Raw genomic sequence first — 24,817 nt, 5'->3', positions numbered from 1 at the left:
CTGCGCTGCCCATTTGCGTTCGCCGATAAATCCGCTATCCCCCCTGCCATGCAGATCGACAATCTCCCGCCGCTTCGCGAGGTCATCGCCGCACACGACCTGAGGGCCAAGAAGGAGCTCGGGCAGAACTTCCTGCTCGACCTCAACCTCACGGCGCGGATCGCCCGCGTCGCCGGTCCACTGGATGCTGCGACGGTGATCGAAGTGGGCCCCGGCCCGGGCGGGCTGACCCGGGCGCTGCTTGCCGAGGGCGCGAGGAAGGTCATCGCCATCGAGCGCGACGAGCGCACCCTGCCCGCGCTTGCGCAGATCGCCGAAGCCTATCCCGGCCGGCTCGAGGTAATCGCCGGCGACGCGCTCGAGATCGACTACGCCGCGCTCGCCGATGGTCCCACCCGCATCGTCTCGAACCTGCCGTACAATATCGGCACTGAGCTGTTGACCCGCTGGCTCACGGTGGAGAACTGGCCGCCGTTCTTCGAGAGCCTGACGCTGATGTTCCAGCGCGAGGTGGCCGAGCGGATCGTCGCCAAGGCCGGAGACAATCACTACGGCCGGCTGGGCGTCTTATGCGGGTGGCGCACCGAGGCGCGGATCGCCTTCAATGTCGGGCGCGAGGCGTTCACGCCGCCGCCCAAGATCACCTCCAGCGTGGTGCACCTGAAGCCCAAGGCGACCAATGACGGCGTCGCCGTACGCGACCTCGAGGCGGTCACCCGCGCCGCCTTCGGGCAACGCCGCAAGATGGTGCGCCAGAGCCTCAAATCGCTGGGCGTGCCGATGGAGCCGCTGCTGGCGGCGGCCGAACTCAGGGGTGACGAGCGCGCCGAAGTGCTGCCGGTCGAGACGTTCCTGAAACTGGCGAAGGCGCGCCGCTGATGGGCGGCGTCATCGCCATCGTCACCGCGCTGCTGGCGTTCGGCATCCCGATCGCCGTGCCACTGTTCGCGCAGCGCTGGCGGACCCTGGTTATCCTGCTGGGGCTCGGCGCTCTGTTCTTCGCCTGGGTCAACCTCGACCTCGCCTCACCCGACGGCATCACCCAGACGCTGGGGCCGTTCACCTTCGGCCTGATGCTGTTCGGCTTCGCCGCCGGGGTGATCGCGAAGTTCGTGATGCTGGTGTCGCGGCGGTAAGTGGTCGTCCAAAAGACTGGTGGCTGTGGCCCCCCACCCCTGTCCCCTCCCCGCAAGGGGGAGGCAGACCCTCACACCAGTATCGCAGTCTGCGTCTCCCTCCCCCTTGCGGGGAGGGATCAAGGGTGGGGTCGGCCCGCGGCGAGAAGGTCAGCCGCTGACCGTCGGCCGGGTCACGGCGCCATCGCCGCTCACCTCAATTTCGGCGACCGAGACAGTGCGCTTGAGGATGGCGGCGGCCTTGACCAGCAGCGCGGTCTTGATTTCCGACGGGCTCATCTTGTCGTGGGTGTTGGCCCAGACGCGCAAGGTGAGGTTGTGATCGAAGGTTTCGCGCGAGCGGATCTCGCGCAGCAGCACCTTCACCTTTGCCTGGGTCCGATCGGCAAAGGTCGGATGGCGCTGCATTTCATCGATGCTGCACGCTTTCACTTCGAACGGCATGCTCAAGTCCCCCGCGAGGGTAGGTTCCGCCCAATTCCGAGGTTTCGGAACTGCGGGCGCGCGAACCATCCACAGATGTCCATGGCTTATCCACAGGCAGCTATCGGAAGAGTTAAGGTGTTACCTTAACGATTTTATTGCGCCTTGCTGGCGCCCTGAGGCTCGCAACCCTCTCGTCTCTTGTTAGAGAGAGTCGATCTGATCCTGCAAGTCTTTGACGAACTTATCCAATTGGATGAATCGCGGACGAGCAAGGCGAGCCGCGGCGAGGATCGTGCGGACGCGCGAGGTGGAATCTTCGAGATCCTCGTTGACGAGCACGTAGTCGTACTCGCCGTAGTGCTCCATTTCGATGCGGGCGTTCTTCAGCCGCTTCTCGATGGTGCCTGCGCTATCCTGGGCGCGCCGCTCGAGACGCTTGCGCAGCTCCTTGATCGAGGGCGGCAGGATGAAGATGGTCACCATGTCGCTGCGGCACTTCTCATAGAGCTGCAGCGTGCCCTGGAAATCGATATCGAACAGGATGTCGCGGCCGGCCGAGAGCCGCTCTTCGACGCGTGAGCGCGGCGTGCCGTAGAAATTGCCGTGCACCTCGGCGCTCTCCAAGAGCTCGCCGTCCTCACGCATCTTCTTGAAGGTCGGCACGTCGATGAAGTGGTAGTGCTTGCCGTCGATCTCATCGGTGCGGCGGGCACGCGTCGTCACCGAGACCGACAGTGCGATGTTCGGATCGTCCTCGAACAGGGCGCGAGAAATCGACGACTTGCCCGCGCCGGACGGCGAGGCGAGAACCAGCATCACTCCGCGTCGGGTGAATTCCATTCGTGCTTCGTCCTTATGCCCTGCACAGAGTTCTCGGCGGCGTCGCGGCGCTCGCCGGGTTACTCGATATTCTGGACCTGCTCGCGGAGCTGATCGATCACCGCCTTCAGATCGAGGCCAATGGCGGTCAGGGCCACGTCGTTGGATTTCGAGCAAAGCGTATTCGCTTCGCGGTTAAATTCCTGTGACAGGAAGTCGAGCTTGCGGCCCACCGGCCCGCCGCCCGAGATCAGCTGGCGCGCCGCAGCGATGTGGGCGCCGAGCCGATCGAGCTCTTCACGGATATCCGCCTTGGTGGCGAGCAGCACGGCTTCCTGCGCCAGCCGCTCATCCGACAACGTCGGGCTCGCTTCGCTGAGCTCGGCCACCTGCTGGCGCAGCCGGGCGAGGATGGCGTCGCGGCTGCGGCCCGGGTGGATCTCGGCGGCCTTGGTGAGGGCGGCGATCTCGTCGATGCGCTCGGCGAGAATGGCCGCGATACGGGCCCCCTCCTCGCGTCGGGCCGCGACCAGGCCGGTGACGGCCTCTGCCACGGCGCCGAGAATGGCGGCGTTGAGCGCTTCCTCCTCGTCGGCCGAGAGCGCCGTCTCGTGCTGCTCGAGCACGCCGCGCAGAGCCAGGATGCCGTCGAGGCGGGGCTTGTCGGCGTCGACGCGACCCTCCAGCCACTTGAAACCCTCAAGCACGGCTTCCAACGCCTGGTGATTGACGACGACGCGGCCGCCCTCCCCTTCGCGGTCGACATTCAGCGATATGGTCAGCGAGCCGCGGGTGATCGATTTGCCGATCAGCCGACGGATCTCGGTCTCCAGCGCATCGAAGCCCGAGGCGAGGCGCATCCTGAGGTCGAGGCCGCGGCCATTGACCGACTTGATCTCGACGGTGAAGCCGACGCCCGGCAGCGAACCGCCGGCGCGGGCGTAGCCGGTCATGCTGGCAAGCGATGCAGCCATCAGTTGGCGGGCTCGACGGTCTCGCCGGCGTCCTCGGCCTGCTCGGCTTCCAGCGCTTCCTTGGCGGCTTCCGAGTCCGCCTCGGCCGCTGCCTTACGGTAGAGCCTCACGTTCTTCCTATGCTCGGCATAGGTTTCGGCAAACAGGTGCCCGTCGGCCGGGTTGGCGCTCTTGGCGACGAAGTAGAGGTCCTTGATTGCCGCCGGGTGCGCGACGGCGCGCAGCGCGTCCTCGCCCGGATTGGCGATCGGGCCGGGGGGCAAGCCGTCGATCTGGTAGGTGTTGTAAGCGGTCTTGGCCTTGAGCTCCGACGAGGTCGGGCCACGGCTCAGCACCGCCTTACCCTCGGTAACACCGTAGAGGACCGTGGGGTCGGTCTGTAGGCGCATCGACTTCTTCAGCCGGTTGATGAACACCGCGGCCACCTGCGGGCGCTCGGAGGCGACCCCGGTTTCCTTCTCGACGATCGAAGCCATGGTCACCAGTTCGGCCGGCGATTTGATCACCGGGTCGATGGCAGGGTCGCGGCCGGCCCAGATCTCGTCGACCGTCTTCTTCATCTCGGCCTGCATCTTTTCGAGCACCGAGATGCGGGAGTCGCCGGGGAAGAAATCATAGCGCACCGCCAGGAGCGTCCCTTCCGGGGGAACCGGGACCGGCTCGCCGGTGAGGTTCGGGCCTACGGCATTCAGCCGCTCGGCCACCTGAAACGAAGTATCGCCCGGGATGACGTTGACGAAGAAATCGAGCGGCTTGCCCTCGGTCAGCTCGGTGAGGATGTCGGCCATCGACGAATTCGGCTTCAGCGCGTAGACGCCGGCCTTGAGGTCACCCTCTTTCTTCAAGGCACGAGCGCCGCCCCAGAACAACCATTCGGACGGCAGCAACTGGCCCTGCGGGATCAGCCCCTGCTCTTCGAGCCGGCGAGCCGTGGTCATTACCGACGAGCCCTTCTCGACAGTGAAGTTGGCCTCGGTCTTGACCGCGCCTGGGGCATAAAACTGGCTGGCGCCGTAAAGGAAAATCCCGACGGCAACGAGGATGCCGAGCACGAGCAGAGTCAGCAGCGCGTTGATGACGCTGAGGAGACCGCCGCTCCGCCGTTTCTTGCGGGCTCGCTTCTCGCTGCGCTCGTTAGCCATCGGTCGAACCTCCAGAAACGCGCACTAATCGCTTGAAAAATGACATCAATGCGAACCCGGCATCCGGCAGGATGCCAGGGTTCGGTCGCTTAGCTCGCCTTGCGGAAGATCAGCGAGGCATTGGTGCCGCCGAAGCCGAAGGAGTTCGAGAGGGCAATGTTGACCTCTTTCTTCCTGGGCTTATGGGGCACCAGGTCGATCACCGAGGCGACCGACGGATTGTCGAGATTGATGGTCGGCGGCACGATCGAGTCGCGCATGGCGAGCAGGCAGAAGATCGCTTCGACCGAACCGGCGGCGCCGAGCAGGTGCCCGATGGCCGACTTGGTGGAACTCATCGCCGCCTTGGGAGCAGCGTCACCCAGCATGCGGGTGACCGAGCCGAGTTCGATCTCGTCACCGAGCGGCGTCGAGGTGCCGTGGGCGTTGATGTAGTCGATCTCGGAGGGATCGATGCCGGCCCGCTTGACCGCCATCTGCATGCAACGGAAACCGCCATCGCCGTCCTCGGAGGGCGCGGTGATGTGGTAGGCATCGCCAGAGAGGCCGTAGCCGATGACTTCGCCATAGATCTTGGCGCCGCGGGCCTTGGCGCGCTCGTATTCCTCGAGCACGACGATGCCGGCGCCTTCGCCCATGACGAAGCCGTCGCGGTCCTTGTCGTAGGGACGCGAAGCCATTTCCGGGCGATCGTTGAAACCGGTGGAGAGGGCGCGACAGGCGGCAAAGCCGGCGATCGAGATGCGGTTGACCGGCGATTCAGCGCCGCCGGCCACCATCACGTCGGCATCGCCCAGCATGATCAGCCGGGCGGCATCGCCGATGGCGTGCGCGCCGGTCGAACAGGCCGTCACCACCGAGTGGTTCGGGCCCTTCAGGCCGAAGCGGATCGAGACGTTGCCCGATGCCATGTTGATGATGCGGCCCGGGATGAAGAACGGGCTGACGCGGCGCGGCCCCTTCTCATGCAGGATGATCGAGGTCTCGTAGATGCCCCCGATGCCGCCGATGCCCGAGCCGATCAGCGTGCCGATGCGGTGCTTTTCTTCTTCGGTCTTGGGTTCCACCCCGGCATCTTCGATCGCCTGAGTGGCCGCCGCCATGGCATAGATGATGAAGGGATCAACCTTGCGTTGATCCTTCACGTCCATCCATTCGTCGGGATTGAACTTGCCGTCGGCGTAGTCGCCCAACGGGATCCGGTGTGCGATCTGGCAAGCAATATCGTCGACCTGGAAGTCGTCGATGCGCTTGGCACCGCTCTTGGATGCGAGGATGTTGGCCCAGGTCGGTTCGATCCCGCAGCCCAAAGGGCTGACGATCCCCATCCCGGTGACGACGACGCGGCGCAATTCCATCGAAGAAGAGCCGTTAGCGGTCGGCGATCAGCCGACGGCCTTGGTCAGATAGGCGACGGCGTCACCGAAGGTCTGGATCGATTCCGCGGCATCGTCCGGGATTTCGACGTTGAACTCTTCTTCGAAAGCCATAACCAGCTCGACCTGATCGAGCGAGTCCGCGCCCAGATCGTCAATGAAGCTGGCCTTATCGACGACCTTCTCCGCATCGACGTTGAGGTGTTCGACCACGATCTTGCGGACGCGATCAGCGATATCGCTCATATTTGACTTCCCTTGTTACCAAACAGGTTGTTCGTTCGTACGCGGCCCCAGACACCGGAATTGCCCGGGCCCACCGACCTTTGCCGCCGTTCGCGGCAGACTGTAGGCGCGGCTTCGTACCCTCGCAAGTACGGGCCGAACCCGAAATCAGCGGCGGAGGTAACATACTTCCCCCGCCATTGCCATATTGCGCAGACCCCGGTTTCCCCAGCCTTCGCGATGGCACGTTTTCCTTTGTCGCGCTCGCGAACCGCAAAAGTCTGCAACCTTTGCTGCTCACGCTCCGGCTGCGCCTTTTTCCTTTGTCGCGCTCGCGAACCGCAAAAGTCTGCAACTTTTGCTGCTCACGCTCCGGCTTACAGCATCACCATGCCGCCGTTGACGTTCAGCGTATGGCCGGTGATGTAGCCGGCCTCGTTGCTGGCAAGGAACACCACCGCAGCAGCAACCTCATCGGCGGCGCCGAGCCGACCAGCCGGCACCTTACCCAGAATGCTTTCGCGCTGCTTATCGTTCAATTCGTCGGTCATGGCCGAGCCGATAAAGCCGGGCGCCACGGTGTTGACCGTGATGTTGCGCGAGGCGACCTCATAGGCCAGGGCCTTGCTCATGCCGATGAGACCGGCCTTGGAGGCAGCATAGTTGCCCTGCCCCGGGTTGCCGACGACGCCGACGACCGAGGTGATGCCGATGATGCGGCCGAAGCGCTGCTTCATCATCCCGCGCAGCACGGCGCGGGTGAGGTGGAAGGCCGAGGTAAGGTTCACCGCCAGCACCTCGTCCCACTCCTCGTTCTTCATGCGCATGAAGAGGTTGTCGCGTGTGACGCCGGCATTGTTGACCAGGATGTCGATGCCGCCCAAAGCCGCCTCGGCCGATGGGATCAGCTTATCCACCGCGTCGAGGTCCGACAGGTTGGTCGGCAGGATCGGGTGGTCGCCGCCACCGAGCAGGTCGCGGGTCTCTTCGAGGGCACCGACGCGGGTGCCGCTCAGCGCCACGCGCGCGCCGGAAGCGGCGAGGGCCTTGGCGATTTCGCGCCCGATGCCGCCGGAAGCGCCGGTGACGAGGGCGCGTTTGCCCGTGAGATCAAACATTTACGGACTCCTCAGGAGAAACTGATTCAAGCGCCGAATTCGGCGAGGAACGCATCGACATCGGCCGGGGCGCCGATCGACACCGTCGCTGTTTCCGGCGCGATGCGCTTGGCGAGGCCCGAGAGCACCTTGCCTGAGCCGAGCTCGACCAGCTGCGTCACGCCCCCGTCTTTCACCAGCCAGCCAACGCATTCGGTCCAGCGGACCATGCCGGTGACCTGCTCGACGAGGCGCTTCTTGATCTCGTCGGGATCGGTGATGGGCTTGGCCAGGACGTTGGCGACCACAGGCACGACCGGGGATTTCACCGTCACCTGGTTGAGCGCGTGCTCCATCGCATCGGCGGCAGGACGCATCAGGGCGCAGTGGAACGGGGCGCTGACCGGCAGCGGCAAAGCGCGCTTGGCGCCGGCCGCCTTCAACAGCTCGATCGCGCGGTTGACCGCGCCGACATGGCCAGAGATCACCACCTGACCGGGGGCATTGTCATTGGCGACGCCGCAGATCTCACCATCCTCGGCGTCGTTGGCGGCGCGCAGCACGGTTTCGAGGTCGAGCCCGAGAATTGCCGCCATGGCGCCCTGCCCGACCGGCACGGCCTGTTGCATGGCCTGGCCGCGGACCTTCAGCAGCCGCGCCGCATCGGCGAGGCTGAAGGCGCCGGCGGCAGCCAGCGCCGAGTACTCGCCGAGCGAGTGGCCGGCGACGTAGGCGGCATTGTCCTTCAGCGAGAAGCCGCGGCTTTCGAGCACGCGCGTCACCGCGACGGAGACGGCCATCAGCGCTGGCTGGGCGTTCTCGGTGAGGCGCAGCGTCTCGTCCGGCCCCTCGAACATGATGGCCGAGAGTTTCTGGCCGAGCGCGTCGTCAACTTCAGCGAAGACGTTGCGGGCTTCCTGGTAAGCGTCGGCGAGATCCTTGCCCATGCCGACAGCCTGGCTGCCCTGCCCCGGGAAGGTGAATGCGCGCTTGGTCAAGGTGGTGGCCTCCGCTGTTGTTCTTCGTCGTTGCAACCGAGCCTAAGCCCCGCCCGGACAGGCGTCCAGTTGGCGGCGGCGTTTGCAGGAGGGGGATGGCAAAGTCAAGGCGGGCTAGTCGAACTTCACCGCCGTCGTATTGGCGCCGCAGAGCAGTACGCCGACCTTTTCACCCGGCGCCGGAACATAGCGTCCTGAGAGGACGGCGGCCATTGCGGCGGCCCCGCCCGGCTCCACCGCCACGCGCAACACGTCCCAGATCGCCTTCTGCGCCGCGACGATGGCTTCGTCGGTAACCAGCACCGAGCGGTCGATGAAGCCGGAGAGGGCGAAGCTCAGGTTACCGATGCGGCGGGCGCCAAGGCTGTCGGCGGCGACGCCGCTCACCGGCACGTCGACCGGGCGGCCCGCCTCGATAGCCCGGTGCAGCGTCGGCGCGTTCTCCGGCTCGACGCCGATGATGCGGACGCGGCCAGCCGCCGCCGCAGCGATGCCGCCGATCAAGCCACCGCCGCCGACGGCGACCAGCAGCGTGTCGAGCCCGGGGGCCTGCTCCAGCCATTCGAGCCCGACGGTGCCCTGCCCGCAGAGCGTTTCGAACATGTCGTAGGCGTGGACCTCGAGCAGGTCGTTCTCTGCCGCGAAGGCGTGGCTGGCATTGTAGGCATCGATGTAGGTGTCGCCGCCGATGACGATCTCGGCGCCATATTGCAGGATGCGGTTGATCTTGGCCTGCGAGGAGATCCGCGGCACGTAGATATGCGCCTTGATGCCGAGCTTATGCGCCGCATAGGCGACCGCGGCGCCGTGGTTGCCGCCCGAGGCCGCTACCACGCCGCGTGCGGCGCCCGGCCGGATCAAGAGGTTGGCGAAGGCGCCGCGGGCCTTGAAGGTGCCGGAGTGCTGCATGAATTCGAGCTTGAAGGAGAACGGCGCACCATCGAGCCCGAAATCGGCCGCCGCCACCTCGCCCACCGGGGTGCGCCGGATGTGCGGGCGGATCACCGCTTCGGCGGCGCGGATCGCGTTGCGATCAGGCGGAGCAGACGCGACAGCTTCGGTGGTGGTCATGGCGGTCTCGACAAGGTTAACATAGTGGAGCCGCCCGGCCTGCCTAAAGCAAGTGTCGGGACGATGAAAGAGGCCGCGACGATGGGCAAGATCAACTCCGAGTGGCACCGCGAACACCGGATGCCGGCCAATGCGACCAAAAAGCAGCGCGCCGCCTGGCATTACGAGCACGCCCAGCACTGCGGCTGCCGGGCGCTGACGCCGACCATCACCTCGCTGCTGGTATCAGAGGGATATGAGATCCCGAAGCGCGCCGGCGAGATCTCCGCATCGGGCTGACCGGATCAGTCGAGCGGTGGCGTTTCGCGCTCCGAAGGCGTCGGCCCCGGGTTCAGCAGCGGATCGCGCCATACCGGCAGGCCGGGCAGTTGTCCTTCCGGCAGTTCCCTCTCGGTCTGCTCGGCATCGGGAATGTCCAAGGGGATGTCGTCGGGCTGGGTGGCAGGCGGCACTGGCGTTTTGCGATTGGTCATGACCTTCTCCTTATGTAAAGGGAAAGGGTCGGCTGGCCGATATCGTTCCGCCTGTGGCAGACGCCTTCGGGACGTCACCGCCCCGCGCCGCTTGCCATTGCCGGCGTTTTCCCCTATAGCCCGCCTCGCATTCGTTCGGCCGGGGGCTGAACGGAGGGTTCGTGCATTTGTACGATAGGGTTCGCCCGTCCTCCCGTGTTCCCGCTCTTTAGAAGACTGCTTTGATCGCCTTTCCGGCTTCAAAGGGGCTCCGCGCCGAGTGGAAGTGTTGTGAACCAACTTGAAGGAAGGCGCTTATGGCCCTTTACGAACACATTTTCCTGGCCCGCCAGGACGTTTCCCCCACGCAGGTGGAAGAGCTGACCGCAGCCCTGACCGAAGTGCTCAGCAATGGCGGCGGCAAGGTCACCAAGAACGAGTACTGGGGCCTGAAGTCGCTCTCGTACCGCATCAAAAAGAACCGCAAGGCGCACTACACCCTGCTCAACATCGACGCTCCGCACGCCGCGGTGGCCGAGATGGAGCGCCAGATGGGCATCAATGAAGACATCCTGCGCTTCATGACCATCCGGGTGGACGAGCTCGAGGAAGGCCCGTCGGCCATGATGCAGAAGCGCGATCGCGATGACGACCGCGGTGACCGTCCGGGTGGCCCGCGTGGCGACCGTGGTGGTTTCGACCGCGGCGACCGTCGCCCGCGCCGCTTCTAAGAACGCTTCGGGAGTATTCCAGGAAAAGTTGCAAACTTTTCCGGTTCGGAATGCGACCCACCCAGAAGGATAAGCCAAATGGCCATCAAAGACCTGACCACGACCACGGCCCGCCGTCCGTTCCAGCGCCGCCGCAAGACCTGCCCGTTCTCGGGCCCGAACGCGCCGAAGATCGACTACAAGGACGTTCGCCTGCTGCAGCGCTACGTGTCGGAGCGCGGCAAGATCGTCCCCTCCCGCATCACTGCGGTCTCCGCCCTGAAGCAGCGCGAACTGGCCAAGGCCATCAAGCGCGCCCGCTTCATCGGCATCATGCCCTACGCCGTTCAGTAAGAACCGGTTTCAGGGACTCGCTGGGGCTGCCGATCGTCGGCGGCTCCTAACTGCCTTCGAGGCAGGACAGCAAAGGAAAGCACCATGAAAGTCATTCTCCTCGAGCGTATCGGCAAGCACGGCCACATCGGCGACGAAGTGTCGGTGAAGGACGGTTTCGCCCGTAACTTCCTGCTCCCGCAGCAGAAGGCGCTGCGCGCCACCGAAGCCAACCGCAAGAAGTTCGAGCGCGATCGCGCCGACATCGAGCAGCGCAACCAGGAGCGCCGCGAGGCCGCTGCCGGTATCGCGTCGGGCCTCAACGGCAAGTCGGTGGTCATCATCCGCCAGGCCGGCGAAACCGGCCAGCTTTACGGCTCGGTATCGTCGCGTGACGTGGCCGACGCACTGATCTCGGACGGCTTCACCGTCTCGCGTTCGCAGGTCGACCTCGCCAACCCGATCAAGACCGTCGGCGTCCACCCGGTGCCGCTGCACCTGCACGCCGAAGTTGCCGTGTCGATCACCGTCAACGTGGCGCGCTCGGAAGACGAGGCTGCCCGTCAGGCCGCCGGTGAAGATCTCACCGCGATCAACTACGACGACGAAGCGGCCGAACAGTTCGCTGCTGGCCAGGCCGAAGTCGGCTCCGCCGCTACCGAGGCCTTCGGCGACGAAGAGTAAGAACGTATCGCATCGATACGAGAAAGGGCCGGGAGCAATCCCGGCCCTTTTGTTTGCGCGCCCCGGCCGGGCGGCGACCTTCCGCTAGAGCTTGGCGGTACGGCCCGAGTCCAGCTTTTGGACAGGTCGGATTTCTTCCGATCCGGAATGTATCAGCAACGGCCGCGGCCTGGTTGCTTGCCTCACTTTCTGCCTGGTGTTGCCATTATGTGCCACGACCGAAATTGATGCCTTGAAAGCTGCGTTCCCTACTTCCACGAATACAATTCATCTGCAAATCATGGTGCCAACTTAATTGCGGGAGGCTCCCATTATGAACATGTTCAAACTGCTCAGCGGCGCTGCTGCTGTGGCGCTGATTGTCGGCACCCCTGCCCTGGCAGCGGATCTGGTCGTTGACGTCCCGGTCGACGAGCCCGTGGCAGTTGCTGATATGGGCTGGTACTTGAGCGTCTTTGGCGGCGCCCAGTGGACCACTATTTCGGCCGATGACAGCTCGCCGCCGGGTGGGCAGTTCTTTGACTTCGACAGCGATATCGGCTGGCAGTTCGGCGTCGCACTCGGCGCCAACTTCACCGACAATCTGCGCGGCGAAGTCGAACTGTCGACCGGCGCGGTTGGCTTGCCTGACGTGACGATCAGCGGCGGCCCGCCCGCACTGTTCGATAACGACACCTACCCGATCACGGACGGCTGGGCCTCTACCACCTACCTGCTCGGCAACCTCTGGTTCGATATCGACACCGGTTCGGGTTTCACGCCCTATATCGGCGGTGGTCTCGGCGCCGGTTATGTGACCGCCGACGGCACCGCCGTCGGCACCTCGGTCGACCTGTCCGGCTGGGGCTGGGCCTACCAGGTCGGCGCCGGCGTCAAGGTCGACGTGGCCGACAATATGACGCTCGACCTCGGCTATCGCTACAAGGCGATCGTCGGCGCTGAAGTTGAGGGCGGTGCCATCGATGCCGTTGCGGACCTCGGCTCGCACGTGGTGCAGGTCGGTCTGACCTTCGGCTTCTAAGCCGGCACAATCGCAGCGAATACAAGGCCGGGAGCGATCCCGGCCTTTTTGTTTTCAGCGCGTCTCGGCGAGCGCTTTGATACCCTCAAGCCAGGAAGCGATCTGGGATTGCAGCTGCGCGCTGCTGATTGCCGGCCCGGCAAGCGGCCCGCTCATCGATTCCGCCGCGTCTAGCCGGGTGCCCGAACCAACCGCTTCGAAGTGGTAGACATGTACGGCCTCGAGGCCCGCCGCCAGCGTGCACCAGGTCAGCGTGCACCCTGGTTCAGTGAGCACAAAGCGGGAGCGAACCGGGATCGGGCCGGCGGACCAGGTGAAGGCGCCGCCGTCCAGGACGACCACGTCCTGAACATCGGCACGGATGTCGGGCCAGTTGGTAACGTCGTGCAACAAGCGCCACACCACTTCGGGAGCACGGGCTATCTCAATGTGCCCCGACGCGGCAACCGGGGCGGAGGGATCAAGTCTCCCCTCCCCGGCGAACCTCCAGGCCAGCGTGTCCTCGATGCGAACCGTGTCGTCCGTGGTCATGATCGCTCCTTTTTCGATACAATGTACCGATACACTGTATCGGCTGCAGAACTGATCGTCAAACCTATGGTCGAGCCAAGTGACGGTGCTATGGAGTGAGGAGCATCAGCCCGGAGACAATTTTGGCCGGCAACGACACCGATAGCTCCCTTGCCGACACCATTGCGCTGCTGTGGAGTGACCACTCTCGTCCAGTCGGGCGCAGCGGTCGCACCATCAACGACTTCGTTTCGGCGGCGACCGAGCTGGTGCGGGCCGAGGGGCTCGAGGCGCTGTCGATGCGTGTCATTGCCGCTCGGCTGGGCGTGCGGACCATGGCGACCTACAGCTTCGCACCAGGCAAGGCGGCGTTGCTGGCGCTGATGGTCGACCGGGTCTATGCCGGCCTCTACCCGGATGGAGCCCCGCCGCATGGCCGCAATTGGCGCCAAGGACTGAGCTTAGTCGCCGAGGCGAACCATAGGCTGTTCCTTGCCAACGCGTGGCTAACCGCAGCGCGCCCGGCGCGCTCGCCGATGGGACCGCACGAGATCGAGAAGAACGAGGTCGAACTGGCAGTGCTCGAGGGCATCGGCCTCACGGATTTCGAGATGGAGCAGGCGCTGGCCGCCGTGCTCAACCACGCGGCCCACACCGCCGCGCTGCGGTCCGGGCTGCTGGCGGAACGGGAGAAGACGGGGCTGGGCGATCCGGAATGGTGGCGCGAGGCCATGCCGCAGCTTGAGCGGTTAGTCGATCCGCGCCGCTTTCCCCTCACGGCACGGGTGGGTCAGGCTGCCACGGCGGCACGGCAGGGCGAGTTCTGGGGTGAGAAGGCCTTCCGCTTCGGCCTCGAGCGGCTGCTCGACGGGATCGAGGCGCTGATCGCCGGGCGCTAGAAAGTGCGCTAGGCGACCCCTACGCCCATTCGGGCCAGCAGGCGGTCGCGACGGATGAACTGGTGGTAGAGAGCGGCGCCGATATGGAGAGCAAGCAGCCCCAGCATCAGGCGCGAGGCGATGCCGTGGACGGCACGCGGCAGAACGGTCTCCAGGTTGGGGAGCGTGGCGGAGCCGATGATGGCGGGAAGCGCACCCGACAGGATGATCGTGGCAATGCCGCTCGAGGCGGTGACGAGAACCACCGCATAGAGGGCGATGTGCACCGCTTTGGCCACGAGCTTCTGCCAGCCGGGCTGATCGGCGGGCGGAGCCGGGCGCCGATCGATGGCGAGCCACCAGACGATACGCAGCAGCGTCAGCAGCAACACCCCTGCCCCGAACGGAATGTGGGCGCGCAACAATACGAGCTTGGCGGCCGGGTCGACCTGCGCGGCGGCGAGCAAGCCCGTGGCGAACAGCGCAACGATCATCAGCGCGGTGAGCCAGTGGATAGCGATGGCGACGCTGCCGTAGCGCGTCGAACTGCTTGTTGCGGACATCGAAGGCTCCTTGCGTTTCGTGGCCAACGACGGTTACATAGCACACTATGGATTTAAATAGCAAGCTATGTAAATGAGCTATGTCCGCGAGACCTCAGCCGGCTACCTCACCAACTGGGCGGCGCGGCTATTCGCCCGCGCCATCGAGCGGCGACTGGCGGGCGGCAGTTCGGGACCGATGCCGGTATTCTTCGCGCTGCAGGACGGTGGGGCGATGACGCAGAAAGAGCTGGCCCTGCTTGCCGCGGTGGAACAGCCGACCATGGCGAACACGCTCAATCGCATGGAGCGCGACGGGCTGGTGGCGAGGACGCCCGACCCCAACGACCGACGCAGCGCCCGGGTGTCGCTGACGCCGCTCGGGCGCGAGCGCGCCAGGGCCGCTTTCGTGTCCGCCATCGAGGTCAACGGCCTCGCCACCGATGCATTAGAGCCCGAGGAGCGCGAGGTGTTTTACGGCATGATGCGCCGGATCATCGCAGCGCTGGAGCGCGATTCCGGCACTGAATGAGGGGTACGAATCGGCGATCGGCCTGATGACGCGAATGCAAACGCGCCGCCTTGGTTTCCCCCGCTTTCAACACTAACCACAGGCGTCGCGCCGAGGACCCGATTCGGTCACCCCGGCGTCACATTTTTGACCGTCGCCGGGACAGCCGCTGGTAAAGCAAACCTTAACGAGCGGGGGAGTATCGAGTCGCTATGGCCGACAACAACGTGCATCGCCTGCGTCCGGAAGACGAAAAGGGCTTCCGCCTCGCGCCCCACAATGTGGAGGCGGAGCAGGCTTTGCTGGGAGCGATCCTCGTCAACAACGAGGCGTTCTACCGGGTCAGCGACTTCCTCATACCCGAGCACTTCTACGAGCCGATCCATCGCACCATCTACGAGGTGCTGGCCAAGATCATCCGCGCCGGCAAGACGGCGACGCCGATCACCGCTAAGACCTACCTCGCCGACGCCCTGACCGCTGAAATGACCATGCCGCAATACCTGGCGCGGCTGGCGGCGGAAGCAACGACCGTGCTCAACGCGGCCGATTACGGCCAATCGATCTACGATCTGGCGATCCGCCGCAACCTGATCCAGATCGGCGAGGAGATGGTGCAGATCGCCTATGACTCCGATGTCGAGGCGACGGCCAACAAGCAGATCGAGGAGGCCGAGAAGGCGCTGTTCGATCTGGCGGAAAAGGGCCGTTACGACGGCGGCTTCCAGAGCTTTTCGGCAGCGCTGACCGAAGCCATCAAGATGGCCGGCGAAGCCTATGGCCGCGACGGCACGCTCAGCGGCACCTCGACCGGGCTCACCGATCTCGACCGGCTGATGGGCGGGCTGCAGCGCTCCGACCTGATCATCCTCGCGGCGCGTCCTGCCATGGGCAAGACGTCGCTCGCCACTAACATCGCCTTCCATGTGGCCAAGAGCTTTCGCGGCGAAGTGCAGGCGGATGGGCACAGCAAGACCATCGATGGCGGGCATGTCGGCTTCTTCAGCCTCGAAATGAGCGCCGAGCAGCTGGCGACGCGTATTCTCGCCGAGCAGGCCGAGATCTCTTCGTCCGACATCCGGCGCGGCAACATTCACGAGAGCCAGTTTTCGAAGCTCGTCGACACCTCGAACCTGATGGCGCAGGTGCCGCTCTATATCGACGATACCGGCGGCATCTCGGTGGCGCAGCTGGCCGCCCGCGCCCGGCGCCTGAAGCGGCAGAAAGGCCTCGACCTGTTGATCGTCGACTACCTGCAGCTGCTCAGCGGCTCGTCCAAGAAGTCGAGCGAGAACCGCGTGCAGGAACTGACCGAAATCACCACCACGCTCAAAGCGCTGGCCAAGGAGCTGGAAGTGCCGATCATCGCGCTCAGCCAGCTCAGCCGACAGGTGGAAAACCGCGACGACAAGCATCCGCAGCTTTCGGATCTGCGCGAATCCGGCTCTATCGAGCAGGACGCCGACGTGGTGCTGTTCGTGTATCGCGAGGAGTACTACCTCAAGAACAAGGAGCCCAAGGAGGGCACGCCGGAACACATGGCGTGGCAGGGCGAGATGGAACAGGTGCACGGCAAGGCCGAAGTGATCATCGGCAAGCAGCGTCACGGCCCGACGGGGACCGTGCAGGTGAGCTTTGAGGCGCAGTTCACGCGCTTCGGCAATCTGGCGCGCTCCGAATACCTTCCCGAAAGGATGGAATAGTGATGGCGGCACCGGCCATTGCGACCGGTTACGGCGGGCGGCTGACGGTCGACCTGGGCGCGCTGAAGCGCAACTGGCAGGCTCTCGACAAGGTGAGCCGCGGCGCGCTGACTGGCGCGGTGGTGAAGGCCGATGCCTATGGCACAGGCATCGCCCAGGCCTCGCGCGCCTTCTACGAGGCGGGCGCCCGCTTCTTCTTTGCGGCAACGCCCGACGAAGGCATCGCGGTGCGCGCGGCGCTGCCCGAGGACAGCCACATCTTCATCCTCTCCGGGCTCTATCCGGGGTCGGCGCCGCTCTATGTCGGCGAACGACTGATGCCGTGCCTGGCCTCGATCCCGATGCTGGAGGAATGGCTCTCGGCTTGCGCCGCTTCCAATCAGGCGCTGCCGGCGGCGCTGCATTTCGATACCGGCATCAACCGGCTCGGCTTCCGGCTCAACGAGACCTCGATCGTCAAGCGGCTGATCGACTCGATCGGCTATGCGCCGCAGATGATCATGAGCCATCTCGCCTGCGCCGATATGCCGGCGCACGAGAAGAACCGCACGCAACTGGCGCTGTTCACCTCGGTGATGGCGCAGTTCCCCGGCATTCCGGCGTCGCTCTCGAACTCGGCCGGGTTGATGAGCAACCGCGATAACCATTTCCAGATGGTGCGCCCGGGCATCGCGCTCTATGGCGGGCGGGCGGTCGCCGGGCGGCGCAACCCGATGGCGCCGGTGGTGATGCTCGAGGCGCCGGTGCTGATGACCAAGGACGTCAAGACCGGCGAGACGGTCGGCTATGGCGCGCTGCAGACCATGTCGCGCGACAGCCGCCTCGCCATCGTTGCCATCGGCTATGCCGACGGTTTCTTCCGCTCGCTGAGCTCGTCGAACAACCACCGCGGCACGCATGTGGTGATCAATGGCCAGCCCTGCCCGGTGGTCGGGCGCGTGTCGATGGATATGATCGGGGTAGATGTCACCGACCTGCCGCGGCCACCGGCGCCGGGCGAGATGGCCGAGATCATCGGCAGGCAGATCACCGTCGACGACCATGCCGACATCGCCAACACCATCGGCTACGAAGTGCTGACCAGCCTTAAGGGTCGTTACTCGCGCAACTACATGGAAAGCGCCGCGCCGACCGTATGAGCCAGGGCGGGGTACCGATCGATGGCTGACGCCGTGCGCGTGCTGATCACCGGCAATGGCGGCTCTGGCAAGACCTGGCTGGGCGAGCGGTTGTCGCGGCGCCTGGCGGTGCCGCTGGTGCGGCTCGACGACCTCTACTGGGAGGGTGCCTATGGCGGCAAGGAGCGGGACAAGCGGGTGGTGTTCGACGAGGTGGTCGAACGCGCCACCGAGGGTTCGTGGGTGATGGAGGGCGTCTATGGCTGGCTGCTGCCGGCCGCCCTGCCCCGCGCCAGCGAGTTCATCTTCCTCGATCTGCCGGTGGAAGAGTGTCTCGACAATGTGCGCCGGCGCGGCAACCAGGGCGGCGGCAGCGAGGCCTCGTTCGCGGCGCTGCTGGCCTGGGTTGCCGAGTATCCGACGAGGAGCAACGCCAACTCGCGGCAGGCGCACCAGCAGCTGTGGGATGGCTTCGAGGGGACGAAGTACGTGCTTGGCAACCGCGGTGAGATAGATGAGTTCGCCGGGCTCCGGTGATGGATCACGTTCGCCGCCGGAACCATTGCAGCACGCCGAGAAGCCAGAGCAGCAACCGTGCACGTGAGGGCGGCGGAATCTTTGCGCTATCGCCGATGGTACCCTGGCGGACCAGTTGCGCGGTGGGATCGATGAGGAAGGCCACGACCACCGCGGCAGTCTTTGCCTTGATCGCCAGCGTCTCGCCGGCGAGCAACAGGCCCTGCTCGGCTTCGCCAAAACTCTGGCCACCAGCTTCGATGTCGCCGGTGAAGACATAGAAATAGACGTCACGGCCGGGGATATCCGGCAGCGTGACACGAGCACCGACAGTGAGCCGGATATCGAAGAAGTCGATGGTGTTGCGCACGAAGAAGGGAGCGCTGCTGCCTTCGGGTCCGAACAGGTGCCGCCAGACGTTCGGCATCCAGGCTGGAAGCGGCCCGTGCTGGATGTTCGGCTCGAGGTCGATGCTACGTGGACGCACCATGATCTGCAGCATGCGCAAGGGCGGGTCGGTCGGCAGCGTCCGCTCAGAGTGCCAGAAGCTGCGGCCGGCATTCATCACCAGCAGGTGGCCGGGGTCGGTGACCAGGTCGCCGCTGACGTCATCGTGGTGGCGCATCACGCCGTCAGGGACCCACGAGATGATCTCGTCGTTGCGGTGCTGATGCAGGGCAACGAGACGGCCCGGCGCGAGGAACGACTCGACCACCAGCGCCAACGCGCCGTGCCCATGATCGGTGGGACGCGGGAAGATCCAGCCGGGCATGTTGAGGCGGATGACGAAACCGCCCGAGTCGCGCGTCACCTTGCTGCGTCCGGCCTTGAACAACACCATCCCCTCCTGTCGCCAGCACCTGGCTTGCCGGTGCACTGGTGATCTCGACCCGAATCTCCCCAGGACCGGAACACTGTCAGCAACTGGGCGTTGTCCGAGACCTCCGCGCATTTGCGCGAGGGCTTAGGGGACTTCGCCTATGGGCATTCTGTGGACCATTATCATCGGTCTTGTCGCCGGCATCGTGGCAAAACTAATCCTGCCCAACAGCGGCGGACCGTCGGGCTTTGTGATGACAGCGGTGCTCGGCATCGTGGGCGCGTTCGTCGCCTCCTTCCTCGGGCAGGCCCTTGGTTTGTACGCGCCCGGCGAAGGTGCCGGGCTGATCGGCGCCGTCGTCGGTGCCGTGCTCGTGCTGTTCGCCTGGGGCGCATTCATGCGCCGTCGCACCTGACGACCCAATCCATCCCTGAAAGGACCAGTCACATGGCCAAGAACTCAATGCCTTCAATGGTCGCCCTGCTCGGGTTGCTTGCCGTGGCGGGCTACCAGAACCGTGACAAGATTGCCGAAGCGCTGAAGGGCTTTCAGAACAGAACGAGCACCGGCCCCGACGGAGCTCCGGCCCAGGATGGGCTTTCGAGCATTCTGGGCAGCCTCGGCGACCTGTTCGGTGGTGGCGGCAATGGCACAGACGCGAGCCGGCCCGCTGGTAGCGGGAACGGCAACGTGCTCACCGGCGGGCTCGGCGACCTGATGGACAGCTTCCGCAACTCGGGCCAATCGGAAACTGCCGATTCCTGGGTCACTGTAGGCGTTCCTACCAAGGGCCTGTCGCCCGCACAGGTCGAGCAGGCGGTGGGCGCAGAGAACCTGGCCGAACTGTCGCAGCGCACCGGCCTGTCACGCGAGGAACTGTTGAAGCGTCTCGCCACTGCAATTCCCGAGTCAGTTGACCGGCTGACCCCGGATGGCAACATTCCGCAATCCGACACCGAGATCCGCGACCGGTTGACCGGAACGGCGTAATGTTATCGGTCGCGGCGGGCGCCCCACACACCGGCCGCGACTGATCAGCCCTCCATGATCAGGTCGTGCAGGCCGCCGGTCATGATGCCGCCCTCGACGGGCAAGTTGATGCCGGTGATCCATGCGGCATCGGCCGAGGCGAGAAACGCCACCGCGGCGGCGATGTCCTCCGGTTCGCCGAGGCGGCCGAGCGGGTACTTGCGGGCGCGCTTGCCGCCGTCGTCGTCGCGCACCGTCCAGTTGCGGGTGCGGATAGTGCCGGGGCTGATCAGGTTGAAGCGGACGCCTTGGCTGCCGTAGCGGGCGGCAAGGTTCTTGGTGAGGATTTCGAGCCCGGCCTTCGCCGCCGAATAGGCGTAGCCGCCAAAGGCCCAGTTGCCGTTGATCGAGCCGATGCTGACAACGTTGCTGCCCGGTCCGGCCGCGATCAGCGCCGGCAGGGCGGCGCGGACGCAGCGGAAGACGCCGGTGAGGTTGACGTCGATCTTGCGGTCGAACAGCTCATCGGGAATTTCGCCGAGCGCCGGCTCGTTCCAGTCGCCGCCCGCGGTGTTGACGAGAACGTTGAGCTTGCCGAAACGACCGACTGTATCGGCGATGGAGGCATCGACGGCGTCACGGCTGGTGACGTCGCACGTGGTAGCAAAGGCTCGCGCGCCCGTCGCGGCGATCTCGGCGGCGACGGCCTCCGCCGCAGGGCCATCGATATCGGAGACCGCAATCGAGCCACCTTCGGCGGCGAGGCGTAGCGCAGTGGCGCGGCCGATGCCGTGCCCTGCCCCGGTGACATAAATCGCTTGGCCCTCGAACCGCATCCCGTACTCCCCAGGTGTTCGCGTGGGCGGGCACCCTAGCGGCAGTCGCGAGGTCGACCAACCCACCGGCTTGACAGAGGATGCTCACTCGTATTCAACAATAATGTTGATCAACACTTTTGTTGAATATTGGAGCCCGACATGCCGGCAAAGCAGCCAACCTTCACCAAGACCATGCAGCTCGGCATCGTGGTGCCCAACCTCGAGGCCGCGGTCCGCGCCTATGAGGAGCAGTATGGCATCGGGCCATGGGAGTTCATGGAGATCGGTCCGGAGAACGCCGAGAACGTCCTGGTCGACGGCAAGCCGGCCGAATGGCACTCGCGCATCGCCATCACGATGATCGGCGATGTGATGTGGGAGCTGATCGAGCCGCGGGACGAGAACGACATGTTCGGCAAGTTCCTCGCCCAGCGCGGCGGGGTCGGCGGCGTGCACCATGTCGCGGTAAGGACGCCGGACTTCCGGCAGGCGCTGAGGGACCAGAAGGTGCGCGGCGGCCAATCGAGCCTCAGCGGCACCTTCACCGGCATCGAGGTGCACTATCTCGACAGCGCCCCCGATATCGGGGTGATCCTCGAAGTGTTCAGCGACATGCCGGACCTCTAGGCGCCGAGCGCCCACTCGAGTACCGGATCGCGGCCAGCGACGAAGTCGGCATAGCTGGTATCGATCTGCTGGTCCGGATGAAAGCTGTCGGCGTCCTCCGGACCGAACCGGTAGAGCCGGGTCGCGGCCGAGACCCGCAGCCCGGAGCCGGGCAGCGTGAACCAGCCGTTCTCCTGATACCCGAATGGCCGGGCGCCGATCGGCTCGCCGACGAGGATCGCTTCGGTTTCGCGGTGGAAATCGATGGCGTTGACCATGCTCGCGGAGAAGGTGCGGCGGCCGACCAGCACGAACAGTTGGCCAGCGACCAGCCCCAGCAGTTCGATGGGGAGCAGCAGCCACTGCCGACCCGCGAGGAAGTTACCGCCACCGTTCCGCCGGAGGTCGACGATGAGCCGTCGCGCCGGCTGTTGCCTGAGGTCGTCGAACAGCCTGATGGCATTGGCCTCGAGCCCGCCATAGGAACGAAACTGCACGTAGACCGCATCCCGTTCGGCCACATGCGAGAACCAGAACGGTTCGTCCATCCGTTGCATCGAGAGCGGAGCGTGCTCGGCAGTCAGCAGCGGCTCGTCGCCTGGGCCCAGGGTGACAGCCACCTCGGTTCCGGCGGTATCGATGAAGCGAAACCGCGGTGGAATGCCCAGAGCCGAGAGCACCTCGGGCTCCCGCATAAGCTCGACGCTCTGCGCCAGCACATAGCCGGCGTTCTCGCCCTGCGGAATGAGCTGTTGCAACCGCCCCTGGACATCCGCCACCGGTTGCTCGCCGATCGCCACCAGCTGGGTGCCGATCAACGTGCGGTGGGCAGCCGTGGCGCGAACCACCGCAAGTTGATCACCGAACCAGCAGAACTCGACTGGAAATTTCGGCCGAGGCGGCGTGGCGACGAAGGTGTGGCCGTCGCCGATGCTGGCCGCGATGCCGCGCAAGGCAACGACCGCCGCGGCATCGGATAGCGAGGGCAGCCGAGCAGACAGCTCGGCCACCTTCGCCTCGAACGCCGCCTGCGAGATGAGATGAAACGGCTGTCGATGCCGGGTGACGATCCCTTCGGCCAGGTGAGCCAGGTCGGCCTGCCAGTCAATGGAGCTTTCGATGGTCCGCCTCCCTCAATCGAGTCCGCCCGCCGGCCCTCGCTACGGCCGGACGATGCCGCCATCGCGGCGGCGGTCTTCGGCCATGTAGTGCGACTTCGCCGCCTTGTCCGGATCGAGCAGCGCTTCGGCCCTCTTCACGTCGATATCGATGCCAAGCCCGGGCTGCTCGTTGCCGTAGAGGTAGCCGCCTTCGAGCAGCGCATGGCCGGGGAACAGTTCGTACTCCTCGGGCTTGAAGTGGTTCTCCTCCTGGATGCCGAAGGCGGTGGAGGCGAGATCGACATGCATCGCCGCCATCTGGTTCACCGGGTCGTTGTCGCCACCTTCCTGCCAGGCGGTCTGCACGCCGAACCATTCGCACAGCGTCGCGATCTTGCGCGCCTGGGTGATGCCGCCGCCCTTCGAGATACGGACGCGGACGAAATCGATCAGCCGCTCGGTGATCAGCGGCAGATATTCGTGCGGGTTGACGAACAGCTCGCCCATTGCCTGCGGCGTGGCGCATTGCTGGCGCACCTGGCGGTACCAGCCGACCTGTTCGGGCGAGAGCAGATCCTCGAGGAAGTAGAGCCGATAGGGCTCGAGGAGCTTGGCCAGCTGCACGGCATTGGTCGGCGCCAGGTGCTCGTGCACGTCGTGGGTGAATTTCGGTCCCCAGCCGAGCTTGTCACGCAGGTGCGCGAACATCTCGGGGATGGCCTGCAGGTAGGCGTCGTCGTCAAAGGCCTTGTCCTGCGGCCAGTGATCTTTCGGTCCGCGGGCATTGGCGCGATCGAGGAAACCGCCGCCGCCGTAATTGCCCAGCTGGCAGCGGATGACCGTGTAGCCCTCCTCCCAGTAGCGGCGCACATCGTCCTCGAGCTCGGTGAGCGAGTCGCCCTGGGCGTGGGCGTAGGCGGCGACGGCACTGCGGGTCTTGCCGCCGAGCAACTGGTAGACCGGCATGCCGGCTTCCTTGCCCTTGATGTCCCACAACGCCATGTCGATGCCGGCCTGGGCGGTGTTGCCGATGGCCTCGTTGCGCCAGTAGCTCTGGGTATAGACGGACTGCCAGATGTCCTCGATGCGGCTGACGTCGCGGCCGATCAGCAGGGGCGTGACATTCTCGATCGCCGCCTCTACCACCTTGGCGCGGTAGTGGTCGGAGGCCGATCCGATGCCGTAGAGGCCGGGCTGATCGGTAAGAACCTTGACGAACAGCCAGGTGCCGTCGGCGCGCGTGCGGATCGTCTCGATCCCGGTGATCTTGGTCATCTCTTCCCTATGTCTGCTTGTTCCGGCCGCTGGTCGGGCCGTTCGGAGTCGCGAGGAGGTGAGCTTCGCAACCAGCGGCGGCGGAGGCAAGTTGGGCGAAGGTCGAGCGCACCGCTTCGGTGCAATTTGTTCTCTTTTTGTTCTTGACTCCCGTTCGGCCTCACTGGTTCCTTGTGTGTCCCTAAGCCGGAGGACCGATGAGATGACCGATCTGCCACAGCTGTCGATGTTCGCTGAGGACACGCGGCCGCTCAAGTCGATCAGGGTGCCGCCACGACAGGGGCGCGACCCGGTCTTCTTCGCGGTGCTGGTCGGTGGCCGGATCCGCCCGGCATTGCAGGAGATTGTCGACGAGCAGCGGCGCCTCTACGGCATCACGGCGGCGCTGTTGCCGGCAACGACGCTCCATATCTCGCTGGTCGGCGTCGGCTTCTACCAGGAACTGAGCGGCAGCGATCTCGCGGTGGCGATGGCGACCGGTGAGGCGATCGGCTTTCAGCCATTTGATATCGCCCTCACCCGGCTCGCCAGCTTCCGCCGCAAGGTGGGCTCGCCACCATTGGTGCTCAGGCCCGGTTCGGACACGCCGCTGGTGGAGCTGGCCCGGCTGCTGCGCTGGGGCATGCTGGAGCGCGGCTTCGAGGTGCGCTCGGCCGCCAGCGAGGCGTTCCACCTGACGCTCTGCTACGACCGGGTGCACGCGCCCGAGGTGGTGCTGGAGCGGCCGCCGACATTGCGGGTGGACGGGTTCGCGCTGGTCCGCAGTTTTTATGGGCAGGGACGGTATGAGGTGATCGGGGAGTGGCCACGGCGGTGAAGGCACGGACGCTCCACCAGCCCATCTCCCCGTTGGCGCCGATGGGAGGCACAGGGCCTCCGCCCCCACCGCGTGTCATGCCAGCGAAAGCTGGGACCCATCCATCAGTTGGCGCATGGGCCCCTTGGAATTCTCCCCCGCAAAGGGGAGATGAGACGGTGACTGCGGCC

32 protein-coding genes are annotated in these 24,817 nt (G+C 65.3%); 16 read left to right on the top strand and 16 right to left on the bottom strand.

Translation table 11 applies throughout. The annotated features are described in order from the left end of the window. The first annotated feature begins 48 nt into the window (after positions 1-48). On the top strand, positions 49-879 hold the full coding sequence (rsmA, locus tag ASC89_RS10990; RefSeq protein ID WP_055997620.1) for a 16S rRNA (adenine(1518)-N(6)/adenine(1519)-N(6))-dimethyltransferase RsmA: 831 nt from the start codon (positions 49-51) through the stop codon (positions 877-879). Next, positions 879-1,136, top strand: a complete 258-nt coding sequence (locus ASC89_RS10985) for a hypothetical protein (RefSeq protein ID WP_055997617.1) — start codon at positions 879-881, stop codon at positions 1,134-1,136. Before rsmA ends, ASC89_RS10985 begins: the two co-directional genes overlap by 1 nt. Before the next feature lie 150 nt (positions 1,137-1,286). On the opposite strand, the gene ASC89_RS10980 is transcribed toward ASC89_RS10985, so the two are convergent. The 9 genes from ASC89_RS10980 to ASC89_RS10940 form a co-directional block, all read right to left on the bottom strand. After that, a complete protein-coding gene (locus ASC89_RS10980; RefSeq protein WP_055997614.1) occupies positions 1,287-1,580 on the bottom strand; it encodes a hypothetical protein in 294 nt (97 codons plus the stop codon). 183 nt (positions 1,581-1,763) lie between these two features. Then, positions 1,764-2,402 carry a guanylate kinase gene (gene gmk / locus ASC89_RS10975; protein ID WP_055879293.1) on the bottom strand — a complete coding sequence of 213 codons (639 nt, stop codon included), beginning with the start codon at positions 2,400-2,402 and terminating at the stop codon, positions 1,764-1,766. A gap of 59 nt (positions 2,403-2,461) precedes the next feature. Further along, complete coding sequence (locus ASC89_RS10970) at positions 2,462-3,355, bottom strand: YicC/YloC family endoribonuclease (protein WP_055997611.1); 894 nt, start codon at positions 3,353-3,355, stop codon at positions 2,462-2,464. Next, positions 3,355-4,497, bottom strand: a complete 1,143-nt coding sequence (gene mltG, locus ASC89_RS10965) for an endolytic transglycosylase MltG (protein ID WP_055997608.1) — start codon at positions 4,495-4,497, stop codon at positions 3,355-3,357. Before mltG ends, ASC89_RS10970 begins: the two co-directional genes overlap by 1 nt. 89 nt (positions 4,498-4,586) lie before the next feature. Continuing rightward, positions 4,587-5,849: a beta-ketoacyl-ACP synthase II gene (gene fabF / locus ASC89_RS10960; protein ID WP_055879909.1), complete on the bottom strand. Its 1,263-nt coding sequence runs from the start codon at positions 5,847-5,849 to the stop codon at positions 4,587-4,589. A gap of 33 nt (positions 5,850-5,882) precedes the next feature. Further along, on the bottom strand, positions 5,883-6,119 hold the full coding sequence (locus tag ASC89_RS10955) for an acyl carrier protein (protein ID WP_055048542.1): 237 nt from the start codon (positions 6,117-6,119) through the stop codon (positions 5,883-5,885). 356 nt (positions 6,120-6,475) lie between these two features. After that, positions 6,476-7,216 carry a 3-oxoacyl-[acyl-carrier-protein] reductase gene (gene fabG, locus ASC89_RS10950; protein WP_055879302.1) on the bottom strand — a complete coding sequence of 247 codons (741 nt, stop codon included), beginning with the start codon at positions 7,214-7,216 and terminating at the stop codon, positions 6,476-6,478. A gap of 26 nt (positions 7,217-7,242) precedes the next feature. Beyond that, a complete protein-coding gene (fabD, locus tag ASC89_RS10945; protein WP_082533294.1) occupies positions 7,243-8,193 on the bottom strand; it encodes an ACP S-malonyltransferase in 951 nt (316 codons plus the stop codon). 114 nt (positions 8,194-8,307) lie between these two features. Further along, positions 8,308-9,264 (bottom strand): threonine/serine dehydratase, encoded by a 957-nt coding sequence (locus ASC89_RS10940; RefSeq protein WP_055997605.1) that lies wholly within the window; start codon positions 9,262-9,264, stop codon positions 8,308-8,310. A gap of 81 nt (positions 9,265-9,345) precedes the next feature. On the opposite strand from ASC89_RS10940, the gene ASC89_RS10935 reads away from it, so the two are divergent. Continuing rightward, positions 9,346-9,543: a hypothetical protein gene (locus tag ASC89_RS10935; RefSeq protein WP_055998018.1), complete on the top strand. Its 198-nt coding sequence runs from the start codon at positions 9,346-9,348 to the stop codon at positions 9,541-9,543. Positions 9,544-9,548: 5 nt separating this feature from the next. Here ASC89_RS10935 and ASC89_RS10930 read toward each other — a convergent pair whose 3' ends face one another. Then, positions 9,549-9,737, bottom strand: a complete 189-nt coding sequence (locus ASC89_RS10930; protein WP_055879310.1) for a hypothetical protein — start codon at positions 9,735-9,737, stop codon at positions 9,549-9,551. Between the two features lie 296 nt (positions 9,738-10,033). Between ASC89_RS10930 and rpsF the strand changes: the two genes are divergently transcribed. The 4 genes from rpsF (at position 10,034) to ASC89_RS10910 (ending at position 12,464) form a co-directional block, all read left to right on the top strand. Beyond that, positions 10,034-10,447: a 30S ribosomal protein S6 gene (rpsF, locus tag ASC89_RS10925; RefSeq protein WP_055879312.1), complete on the top strand. Its 414-nt coding sequence runs from the start codon at positions 10,034-10,036 to the stop codon at positions 10,445-10,447. Positions 10,448-10,525: 78 nt separating this feature from the next. Continuing rightward, positions 10,526-10,780 carry a 30S ribosomal protein S18 gene (gene rpsR, locus ASC89_RS10920; protein WP_055048535.1) on the top strand — a complete coding sequence of 85 codons (255 nt, stop codon included), beginning with the start codon at positions 10,526-10,528 and terminating at the stop codon, positions 10,778-10,780. Between the two features lie 84 nt (positions 10,781-10,864). Further along, positions 10,865-11,443, top strand: coding sequence for a 50S ribosomal protein L9 (gene rplI, locus ASC89_RS10915; RefSeq protein WP_055879315.1), 579 nt, complete (start codon positions 10,865-10,867; stop codon positions 11,441-11,443). A 313-nt stretch (positions 11,444-11,756) separates the two neighbouring features. Next, positions 11,757-12,464 (top strand): outer membrane beta-barrel protein, encoded by a 708-nt coding sequence (locus tag ASC89_RS10910; protein ID WP_055879318.1) that lies wholly within the window; start codon positions 11,757-11,759, stop codon positions 12,462-12,464. Between the two features lie 54 nt (positions 12,465-12,518). Here the strand turns inward: ASC89_RS10910 and ASC89_RS10905 are convergent, their stop codons facing one another. Further along, positions 12,519-12,995 carry an SRPBCC family protein gene (locus ASC89_RS10905; RefSeq protein ID WP_055997602.1) on the bottom strand — a complete coding sequence of 159 codons (477 nt, stop codon included), beginning with the start codon at positions 12,993-12,995 and terminating at the stop codon, positions 12,519-12,521. Positions 12,996-13,117: 122 nt separating this feature from the next. Between ASC89_RS10905 and ASC89_RS10900 the strand changes: the two genes are divergently transcribed. Further along, on the top strand, positions 13,118-13,873 hold the full coding sequence (locus ASC89_RS10900) for a TetR/AcrR family transcriptional regulator C-terminal domain-containing protein (protein WP_162247931.1): 756 nt from the start codon (positions 13,118-13,120) through the stop codon (positions 13,871-13,873). Positions 13,874-13,881: 8 nt separating this feature from the next. On the opposite strand, the gene ASC89_RS10895 is transcribed toward ASC89_RS10900, so the two are convergent. Further along, positions 13,882-14,415 (bottom strand): cytochrome b, encoded by a 534-nt coding sequence (locus ASC89_RS10895; RefSeq protein ID WP_055879323.1) that lies wholly within the window; start codon positions 14,413-14,415, stop codon positions 13,882-13,884. Between the two features lie 73 nt (positions 14,416-14,488). Here ASC89_RS10895 and ASC89_RS10890 point away from each other — a divergent pair, with 73 nt between their 5' ends. The 4 genes from ASC89_RS10890 to ASC89_RS10875 all read left to right on the top strand — a co-directional run bounded on the left by ASC89_RS10890 (position 14,489) and on the right by ASC89_RS10875 (position 18,263). Then, complete coding sequence (locus ASC89_RS10890; protein WP_055879326.1) at positions 14,489-14,926, top strand: MarR family winged helix-turn-helix transcriptional regulator; 438 nt, start codon at positions 14,489-14,491, stop codon at positions 14,924-14,926. A gap of 191 nt (positions 14,927-15,117) precedes the next feature. Continuing rightward, positions 15,118-16,608 (top strand): replicative DNA helicase, encoded by a 1,491-nt coding sequence (locus ASC89_RS10885; protein WP_055879330.1) that lies wholly within the window; start codon positions 15,118-15,120, stop codon positions 16,606-16,608. Between the two features lie 2 nt (positions 16,609-16,610). Further along, positions 16,611-17,747 carry an alanine racemase gene (gene alr, locus ASC89_RS10880; protein WP_055997598.1) on the top strand — a complete coding sequence of 379 codons (1,137 nt, stop codon included), beginning with the start codon at positions 16,611-16,613 and terminating at the stop codon, positions 17,745-17,747. A gap of 21 nt (positions 17,748-17,768) precedes the next feature. Further along, positions 17,769-18,263, top strand: a complete 495-nt coding sequence (locus tag ASC89_RS10875; protein ID WP_055997595.1) for an AAA family ATPase — start codon at positions 17,769-17,771, stop codon at positions 18,261-18,263. A 4-nt stretch (positions 18,264-18,267) separates the two neighbouring features. On the opposite strand, the gene ASC89_RS10870 is transcribed toward ASC89_RS10875, so the two are convergent. Continuing rightward, entirely contained in the window at positions 18,268-19,083 is an 816-nt protein-coding gene (locus ASC89_RS10870) for a pirin family protein (RefSeq protein WP_082533292.1), read from the bottom strand. Positions 19,084-19,222: 139 nt separating this feature from the next. Here ASC89_RS10870 and ASC89_RS10865 point away from each other — a divergent pair, with 139 nt between their 5' ends. Together ASC89_RS10865 and ASC89_RS10860 are read left to right on the top strand one after the other, a co-directional pair. Next, the gene (locus tag ASC89_RS10865; RefSeq protein ID WP_055997592.1) at positions 19,223-19,477 is read left to right on the top strand and encodes a GlsB/YeaQ/YmgE family stress response membrane protein; all 255 of its coding nucleotides are present in this window, start codon (positions 19,223-19,225) and stop codon (positions 19,475-19,477) included. A 32-nt stretch (positions 19,478-19,509) separates the two neighbouring features. Then, positions 19,510-20,052 carry a YidB family protein gene (locus ASC89_RS10860; RefSeq protein ID WP_156384571.1) on the top strand — a complete coding sequence of 181 codons (543 nt, stop codon included), beginning with the start codon at positions 19,510-19,512 and terminating at the stop codon, positions 20,050-20,052. A gap of 44 nt (positions 20,053-20,096) precedes the next feature. Here ASC89_RS10860 and ASC89_RS10855 read toward each other — a convergent pair whose 3' ends face one another. After that, entirely contained in the window at positions 20,097-20,867 is a 771-nt protein-coding gene (locus ASC89_RS10855) for an SDR family NAD(P)-dependent oxidoreductase (protein WP_055997589.1), read from the bottom strand. 141 nt (positions 20,868-21,008) lie between these two features. Here ASC89_RS10855 and ASC89_RS10850 point away from each other — a divergent pair, with 141 nt between their 5' ends. Further along, positions 21,009-21,476 carry a VOC family protein gene (locus ASC89_RS10850; protein WP_055997587.1) on the top strand — a complete coding sequence of 156 codons (468 nt, stop codon included), beginning with the start codon at positions 21,009-21,011 and terminating at the stop codon, positions 21,474-21,476. Here the strand turns inward: ASC89_RS10850 and ASC89_RS10845 are convergent. Both ASC89_RS10845 and ASC89_RS10840 read right to left on the bottom strand, forming a co-directional pair. Continuing rightward, positions 21,473-22,465, bottom strand: a complete 993-nt coding sequence (locus tag ASC89_RS10845; protein WP_055997584.1) for a S41 family peptidase — start codon at positions 22,463-22,465, stop codon at positions 21,473-21,475. The genes ASC89_RS10850 and ASC89_RS10845 overlap by 4 nt on opposite strands. 150 nt (positions 22,466-22,615) lie before the next feature. After that, positions 22,616-23,830, bottom strand: a complete 1,215-nt coding sequence (locus tag ASC89_RS10840) for an enolase C-terminal domain-like protein (protein WP_055997581.1) — start codon at positions 23,828-23,830, stop codon at positions 22,616-22,618. Positions 23,831-24,032: 202 nt separating this feature from the next. On the opposite strand from ASC89_RS10840, the gene ASC89_RS10835 reads away from it, so the two are divergent. Next, the gene (locus ASC89_RS10835; protein ID WP_055997578.1) at positions 24,033-24,647 is read left to right on the top strand and encodes a 2'-5' RNA ligase family protein; all 615 of its coding nucleotides are present in this window, start codon (positions 24,033-24,035) and stop codon (positions 24,645-24,647) included. Positions 24,648-24,817: the final 170 nt, after the last annotated feature.

The sequence above is a fragment of the Devosia sp. Root413D1 genome (assembly GCF_001425235.1).
Taxonomy (GTDB): domain Bacteria; phylum Pseudomonadota; class Alphaproteobacteria; order Rhizobiales; family Devosiaceae; genus Devosia_A.
This window is presented reverse-complemented; position numbering and strand designations above follow the sequence as displayed.